We start from the raw sequence: 6,624 nt of genomic DNA on the forward strand, positions 1-6,624 counted from the left end.
TTTCTGTCCACTTAAATGTTCAACTTAAATTTTACAATCTGCCAAATAAAAAAGGCCGAGAATAATTCTCAGTCTTTTTGATATTAACGGATTGAAGCCAGGCGTTCGTCGATCATTCCCAGAACCGTTTCCACGTTCTTCGGGTCTTCCAGATCATACGTCTCAAGATCGATCTTCATCTTGGGACTAGCGTCGTAATCCTTGTACCATTGCTTGTAGGCACTCCACATCTTGTAATAGTAGTCCTTCAGCTCTGGGTTGTTATCGATTTGCTCATAGTCCCGGCCCCGTTTCTTGATCCGGTAGAGGATCGTTTCAAAGTCGGTTTCGGAGTAAACCATGAGGTCTGGTGCCTTCTTTGGCAGTTGCTGTAAGTCCTTCATCATGTTATCGAGGAGGTTAAGATATACCTCAAGCTCGGTATCAGTGATGTTACCTTCCGCGTTGTTCTCCCGAGTAAACAGGGCATCCTCGTAGATGGAACGGTCGAGGACGTTGTTGTCATCAGACAGTGCCTGTTTGATCATTGAGAACCGCTTGTTTAGGAAGTAGATCTGAAGCAGGAAACCGTATTGCTTCGGATCTTTGTAGTACAGTGGTAAAACGGGATTTTCACCGACTGGTTCGAAAAATGCTTTAGTATTTAAGTGTTCAGCAATCTTTCCCGTAAGTGTAGTTTTGCCGACACCAATCATTCCTGCTGTAATAATCACCATGATGGCCCCTCTTTACTTTTAATAACACAAAAACCATCTTACTACAAAATGTTGTGGATTCCTATGGTAAATTTTGCTAGATTTAGTAGGAAGGATGGCTTATTTATATTTTTAAATCTCATAGAAGTCCGGCTGCTCGAGGTTTAGGACCCGGTCGGAGACAAAAATATTAATAGTAAGGTGAAGAAAAAATGGAGAAAATGACGGAGAATATGATCCGTGAACAACTGGCCCTGGCGAAACAGCAGGGCTACCTGGTGGAAGTCCATAACCTACCGGGGGATGATTACTTTAATGTTGGCTTTGTGGTTGGCATGGACCCGGTCTTCTGCCTGTTGATCAGCATTGACTGGGACGGTAAGATTAATGGCTTGATTGTGATCCGGATCAGCAGTATTCAGGCAGTAATTCGACAGACTGACTACCTGACGACCGTCTCAGAGAAGACTAAGGTGGCCCACCGCTATCACTACTTTGATGTCTGGCACGTGCAGGAGTTTTTGGATGATCATCCAGAGATTACCAGTGGCAACTTGTTGGAGAACGCTTTGCGAGATTCCTACACTAATCAGCTTCCGGTAGTGGTTGGGACCCGCAAATATAAGGGTGCTGACGATTTTACTGGAAAGATTGCCCAGCTTGACCGTATCCAACTGGTACTGCACTACTTCAATGAGCATGACCTGTCGTCGTTGTGGGAATACCAGGTCCTCCTGGCACAAATTGATTACCTGCGTTTCCGGGGAACCCAAATGGCTACCGGTCAGCAGATTTTCGCGGATATTTTTCCCGAAGATTAATTGCAACGATCCCCAAATTAATATAAAGTTAGAGAGTAACAAACGAAAGTGGTGGGATCAAAATGGGGAAAAAAGTAACAATTCGCGACATCGCCCGACTTGCTGGTGTCTCAGTAACGACGGTGTCACAGATTCTGAATGGTAAGGGGGAACGTTTCAGCAAGAAAACCCGGGATAAAATTCTCAAATTACGTGACGAGTATGGGTATGTGCCCGATTTTAATGCCCGGAGTCTGATTCTGCGCCAGTCGTCAAGTATGATTGGGGTTTTAGTACCGAACATTACTAGTCCCTTCTTTAGTACCTTTGTTGAGGGGGTTCAGCACGTTGCCCAGCATGAGCGGATGATTCCGCTGATTTTCAGTGCTGATCGGAATGCTGAATTGGAGCAGAATTACCTTTCGCAGATGTTGGAACGATCAATTGATGGGTTAATCATTGCCAGTGCTACCATGACTACCGATACGGTTAATCAAATCATCGGGGCCCGGGACGTCCCATATATCCTTTTTGATCAAAACTACGCTCAAGAGGGGACCCGGGTGCTGACCGATGATTACCGCGGTGGTACGCTGGCCGCTCAGCACCTGGCCGATCTTGGTCACCATAAGATTGCAATTTTGGAACCCAATGAGCTAAGTGAGAACTTCACTCAACGGCTAACTGGTTTCCAGGATTGCCTGCGTAAAAACCACATTGAACTGGATGTGGATCATAATGTCATCAAAGCCCCACTGAGTCTACAGGGGGGCTATAATGCCGCTGCGGCCGTTATTAAGACGGGTGTGACGGCAGCCTTTGCCGGTAACGACGACATGGCTATTGGCTTGATGCGGGGGCTGAAAGAGCAGGGGGTCAAGGTGCCTGATCAGATTTCTGTAATGGGGTATGACGATATCTACTTGGATGAGTACGTCTCACCACAACTGACCACGATTCGCCAGCCAATCATGGACCTCGGAATCGGGGCCGCTAAGATGTTGCTGAATAAAATCCATTCCGATCAGGAACAGGAACAGATTCAACGCTTCCCCGTGGAATTAATCCAGCGCCAGAGTACGGCCCGGGTTCGCACCCCACTTTAAGTACAATAAAATTGATTTAGGGATCACATTCGTTTGGGTTGTGATCCCTTTTTAATTTTAGTAAACTAGGTGGAAAAAAGAGGTAAGATGATTGAAAGCAGAATACCTAATTAAAATTATTCTCCCCACTTTTATTATTTTTGCCGTTTTGGTTTGGCTAACGGCAACCAACGTTATTTCCGGCTGGCTGATGTATCTTTTATGGGTCCTGGGCTTTGTCGGCGCTAACCTGTGGGTGACCCGGGTGACAGCTAAGCGGAGTTACCACCGGTTACGGAAACAGCGGGAGAAGGAAGCAGAACAGCATAAAAATGAGTAAACTTGCAAGCTTTTTTGATTTTATATACCGGGTTGGGATCATGCTGATCCTATTTTTATTGATCCAGTTACCGCCGGTGGCAATTTCAATTGCTAATCGGCACCCGAACAATCTCTGGTTGACCATCTTGCTACTGGCAATCTTTTTGATAATGTTTGCCTTCATCATTGGCTGGGCCCGGCGGCTCTATAATCAATACAACCAGTTGAGTGGTGGCCACTTTCGGATTGGGCTGGTGATACTGGGCTACTTTGTTTTACTGATTGGGATGAGCTTCTTTGGTCAGTTGAACATGTTGCTGTTTCATCAGACGCAGACCGCTAATAATCAGGCGATTGCCCAGATGCTTACCCATAATCAGTTGGCGACCGTGGTTTTTGCCATCTCGTCCTTTACGCTGACTCCGGTAGCTGAAGAGCTGATCTTCCGTGGGGTGTTGACGAATCTGTTCTTTAAGCCAGATTGGTTTTGGCCAAAGATAATTTTGTCAGGATTGGTCTTTTCGTTGGCGCACATCAGTACCAATATCGTTAGTTTTTGTACCTATTGTTTTATGGGGATGGTGCTGGCATACGTCTACCGGCGGTCCGGTTCGTTAAAGAACTCTATTGCCCTGCATGCCCTTAACAATATCGTAGCGATGGCGGCACTTTTAAAAATTTAAAATAGTAGTTGTAATCGCTTCCATAAGATGGTATATTAAAGACGTGGAAGGAAATAAGAACGAAAGAGGACATGATTCGTCATGGCACCTCCCACTTGATCAAAGCGCCGAAGGAAGTTATGGAGTAGGCTAGAAGCAACGTAAGTGTGACCAGAAACATCGATTAAAGTTTTGAGTTCGTTTAAGTTCTGTAATAAGGTCACCAGGGTGCACTTTGACAGTGGTAAGAAATGCGACTTTGCGGAAGTTTAGAATCAAAGATAATTGTATGTAGTTAGTTCCAGTGCAAAGTGGCAAGATTCCTTCCGTGAGTTATTGAAGGACGCAGGCATTGTACTTGCGTCCTTTTGTGGGTTCTATGATATTCGGTAAGGATAAGATGATTTCTTATCTTTACCGTTTTTTGTTACTTGCTGTACCATTGATTTAAAAATAAAAAAGACAACTGTCTTAAGTTATCCCCATAACCACTCAGTTGTCTTAGAAAGGATATATTCCTCATGACTAATGATATCAATTTTTGGACTGGAATCAAGGATCCTTACTTAAAACCTGACAAACCATTTTTAACTGAGGATAAAGAACTAAAGATCATCCATTTAATTCAGTCTTATCCCATGCACTGTCCGCTTTGCGGCCAGTTGATGCGTCGCAATGGCTTCCGTAAGCGGCCCGTAACGATCAAAATCCTTACACTGGCTGGAAAACCAGCTGTCTTAAAAATCAAGAAACAACAGTATCTCTGTCCACCATCGCCCCAATGCCCCAAGCGAGTTACCAAGGTTGCCGAGGTCCAAGGAGTTAATTTTGCCTGTCGAATTGCGAATGTCGTTAAATACCATATTGTACAGGAACTCAGTGAGAATGAATCAATGCGGACGATTGCTAGTCATCACAATGTTTCTACTAACACCGTTGAGCGTCAGCTCGAGGGCCTCGAAGATACCTTTAAAGACTAATCCTCACTGGTTACCGGCAACCATCGCTTTTGATGACTTTAAATCCGGTAAGTTTGCCCAAAGTAGGATGAGTATGATCTTAATGAATCCGCAGAACCATCGTACTATTGACATCATTCAGTCTCGTAATTCGCGTTTCATGCGTAATTACTTTCTTTCTCACTACTCTAAAAAGGCTCGCTGGTCGGTTAAGATTGTCGTTGTCGATCTGTTTGAACCTTATCGTAACCTAATTCATGACTTATTTCCCCAGGCTATGATTGTAGCTGATCATTTCCACGTCGTTGTCCAGGCTTACCGGGCACTTCAAAGTGCCCGGCTTAAGGTTATGAAAGAATACGGGGCTAATACACATGAATACCGCGCTTTAAAGCATTATTGGAAGTTATTAATGACTAAGGAGGGCCAGCTAGATTACCTGCACTACTATTCACGACGTAATTTTTATCACGCTTGTTTGTCTAATCAAGATGTCGTAGAACGGCTGCTCAACTTCTCTCCAGAACTAAGAGCTGCCTACGAATACTATCAAGATTTAATAGCCGCAATTAGTCACCGTAGTCAGACTTTGTTAGATCAGTTAATTAAGCGAAATAATCTACCAAATGTTATAAGACGAGTTAAGCGAACACTCGCCAAGCACCGCCAGGAAATTATTGCCAGCTTTTACACCCGACTAACCAACGGGCCGATCGAAGGTACTAATAATAAAATCAAGATAATCAAACGGACCGCATATGGCTATCGCAACTTCTTTCATTTTCGGATTAGGATTCTCATTTCGTTGAAGAATTCTAACCTCATGATTCGTGAATTACCAAAAAGGAGAACTAGACCAATAGCCAAGGTAGCTTAGTCTAGTTCTCCAAATTCTCTTCATCCTTACCGATTGACAAAGAGCCCTTTTGTGTATAATAGGGTATGAGGTGATTAGATGTTTTTATCAACCGAGGCTTTTCCGCAGGCCCACCGAATCCTAGGGATTGTCAACGCGACTAGCCATTTGATGCTGCCGAGCGAGGAGATTGATGCCTTTGAGTCCATGGACCAGCTTTTTAGTGATGTTGAGGCCAAGCTCAAGTCACGGGCAACGGCCAAGGGGGCCGATGGGGTGGTCAACGTTCGCTTTACTACTGATGTTGCTAATGTCCAGGTTGCCCCGAAGTTCCTGGTGGTCACTGGGTATGGAACAATGATTCAATTGATCGATAAGAAAAAGATGAAGTGATATTACGCAATCACTTCATCTTTTCTTTTTGGCTAGTTTTGAGTTGCTTGATCTCGGCGGTGAGCTCATGGTTGGTCTTTTCAATTTGATCGAGCTTATCTAGGATCTTTTGCATCTGGTCTTCTGTGTGGTCATGGATAAAGAGATTGGTTAAGGAGCTAGTCAGCACCCCGACAATTCCAATTCCGACGATCATCAAGAAGATTGCGGCGAGCTTACCGATAAAGGTATGGGGCGAAATGTCACCGTAACCAATGGTAGTTGCCGTGGCGATGGCCCACCAGAGGGAGCGACCATAGGGGACGTGTTCACTGATTGAGTACATTGATGCAGCAATGACCAGGATACAGATGCTGGTGTAGATGATGTAGATCAGGCCATTGGTGTGGAGAAGGCGGTTGAGCTTCCCGGTCAATCCAATCAGGCGCAGCAGGCGGAAGATCTGGAAGAACCGTGCCAGGCGGCCCAGCCGGAAGATATTGAATGCTGGTGAGACCGGAATGATCGACAGGAGGTCAAAGATATTGTCCTTGAAGAATTTACGCTTGTCTTTAGCAAGTGCCAGGCGACCGAAGTAATCAATCGTGAAGACGATCAGGAGGACATTGTTGAGTAGCTCGGGATAACCAGTGTTTAGGTTAATCACGCCACCGAAGCTCAGGATGATCAAGAAGATTGACACAAGGGCGAGAATGGCCATTACAATGTCGTATAATTTGCTTTTCGTCAAAATACTCACAGTCTTTTCGTTGGATTTGCGTTAATTATATCAGATCTATGTAGCAGCCTAATACTTTGGGAGAGTGTCAAGAAGTTTGTGTAAATTAGAAAGCCTTAGCGTATGATTTAGATG

At 44.6% G+C, this 6,624-nt stretch carries 7 protein-coding genes and 1 pseudogene; 6 read left to right on the forward strand and 2 right to left on the reverse strand.

What is annotated here, in order from left to right; translation table 11 throughout:
- Positions 1–83 precede the first annotated feature (83 nt).
- Entirely contained in the window at positions 84–716 is a 633-nt protein-coding gene (locus tag ACI31H_RS06470; RefSeq protein ID WP_283594638.1) for a deoxynucleoside kinase, read from the reverse strand.
- Positions 717–907: 191 nt separating this feature from the next.
- Here ACI31H_RS06470 and ACI31H_RS06475 point away from each other — a divergent pair, with 191 nt between their 5' ends.
- The 6 genes and pseudogenes from ACI31H_RS06475 (at position 908) to ACI31H_RS06500 (ending at position 5,771) form a co-directional block, all read left to right on the forward strand.
- Positions 908–1,516 carry a hypothetical protein gene (locus ACI31H_RS06475; RefSeq protein WP_320609716.1) on the forward strand — a complete coding sequence of 203 codons (609 nt, stop codon included), beginning with the start codon at positions 908–910 and terminating at the stop codon, positions 1,514–1,516.
- A 62-nt stretch (positions 1,517–1,578) separates the two neighbouring features.
- Positions 1,579–2,601: a ribose utilization transcriptional repressor RbsR gene (gene rbsR, locus ACI31H_RS06480; RefSeq protein WP_439771172.1), complete on the forward strand. Its 1,023-nt coding sequence runs from the start codon at positions 1,579–1,581 to the stop codon at positions 2,599–2,601.
- Between the two features lie 91 nt (positions 2,602–2,692).
- Positions 2,693–2,920: a hypothetical protein gene (locus tag ACI31H_RS06485; protein WP_320609713.1), complete on the forward strand. Its 228-nt coding sequence runs from the start codon at positions 2,693–2,695 to the stop codon at positions 2,918–2,920.
- A complete protein-coding gene (locus ACI31H_RS06490) occupies positions 2,913–3,584 on the forward strand; it encodes a CPBP family intramembrane glutamic endopeptidase (RefSeq protein ID WP_320609712.1) in 672 nt (223 codons plus the stop codon). The genes ACI31H_RS06485 and ACI31H_RS06490 overlap by 8 nt, the downstream gene beginning before the upstream one ends.
- 500 nt (positions 3,585–4,084) lie before the next feature.
- Positions 4,085–5,399 (forward strand): annotated as a pseudogene (locus ACI31H_RS06495) (ISL3 family transposase).
- Positions 5,400–5,477: 78 nt separating this feature from the next.
- Positions 5,478–5,771 (forward strand): heavy metal-binding domain-containing protein, encoded by a 294-nt coding sequence (locus tag ACI31H_RS06500; RefSeq protein WP_439771173.1) that lies wholly within the window; start codon positions 5,478–5,480, stop codon positions 5,769–5,771.
- A gap of 10 nt (positions 5,772–5,781) precedes the next feature.
- On the opposite strand, the gene ACI31H_RS06505 is transcribed toward ACI31H_RS06500, so the two are convergent.
- A complete protein-coding gene (locus ACI31H_RS06505; RefSeq protein WP_439771174.1) occupies positions 5,782–6,501 on the reverse strand; it encodes an ion transporter in 720 nt (239 codons plus the stop codon).
- Positions 6,502–6,624: the final 123 nt, after the last annotated feature.

Source organism: Limosilactobacillus sp. (genome assembly GCF_051873035.1).
Taxonomy (GTDB): domain Bacteria; phylum Bacillota; class Bacilli; order Lactobacillales; family Lactobacillaceae; genus Limosilactobacillus.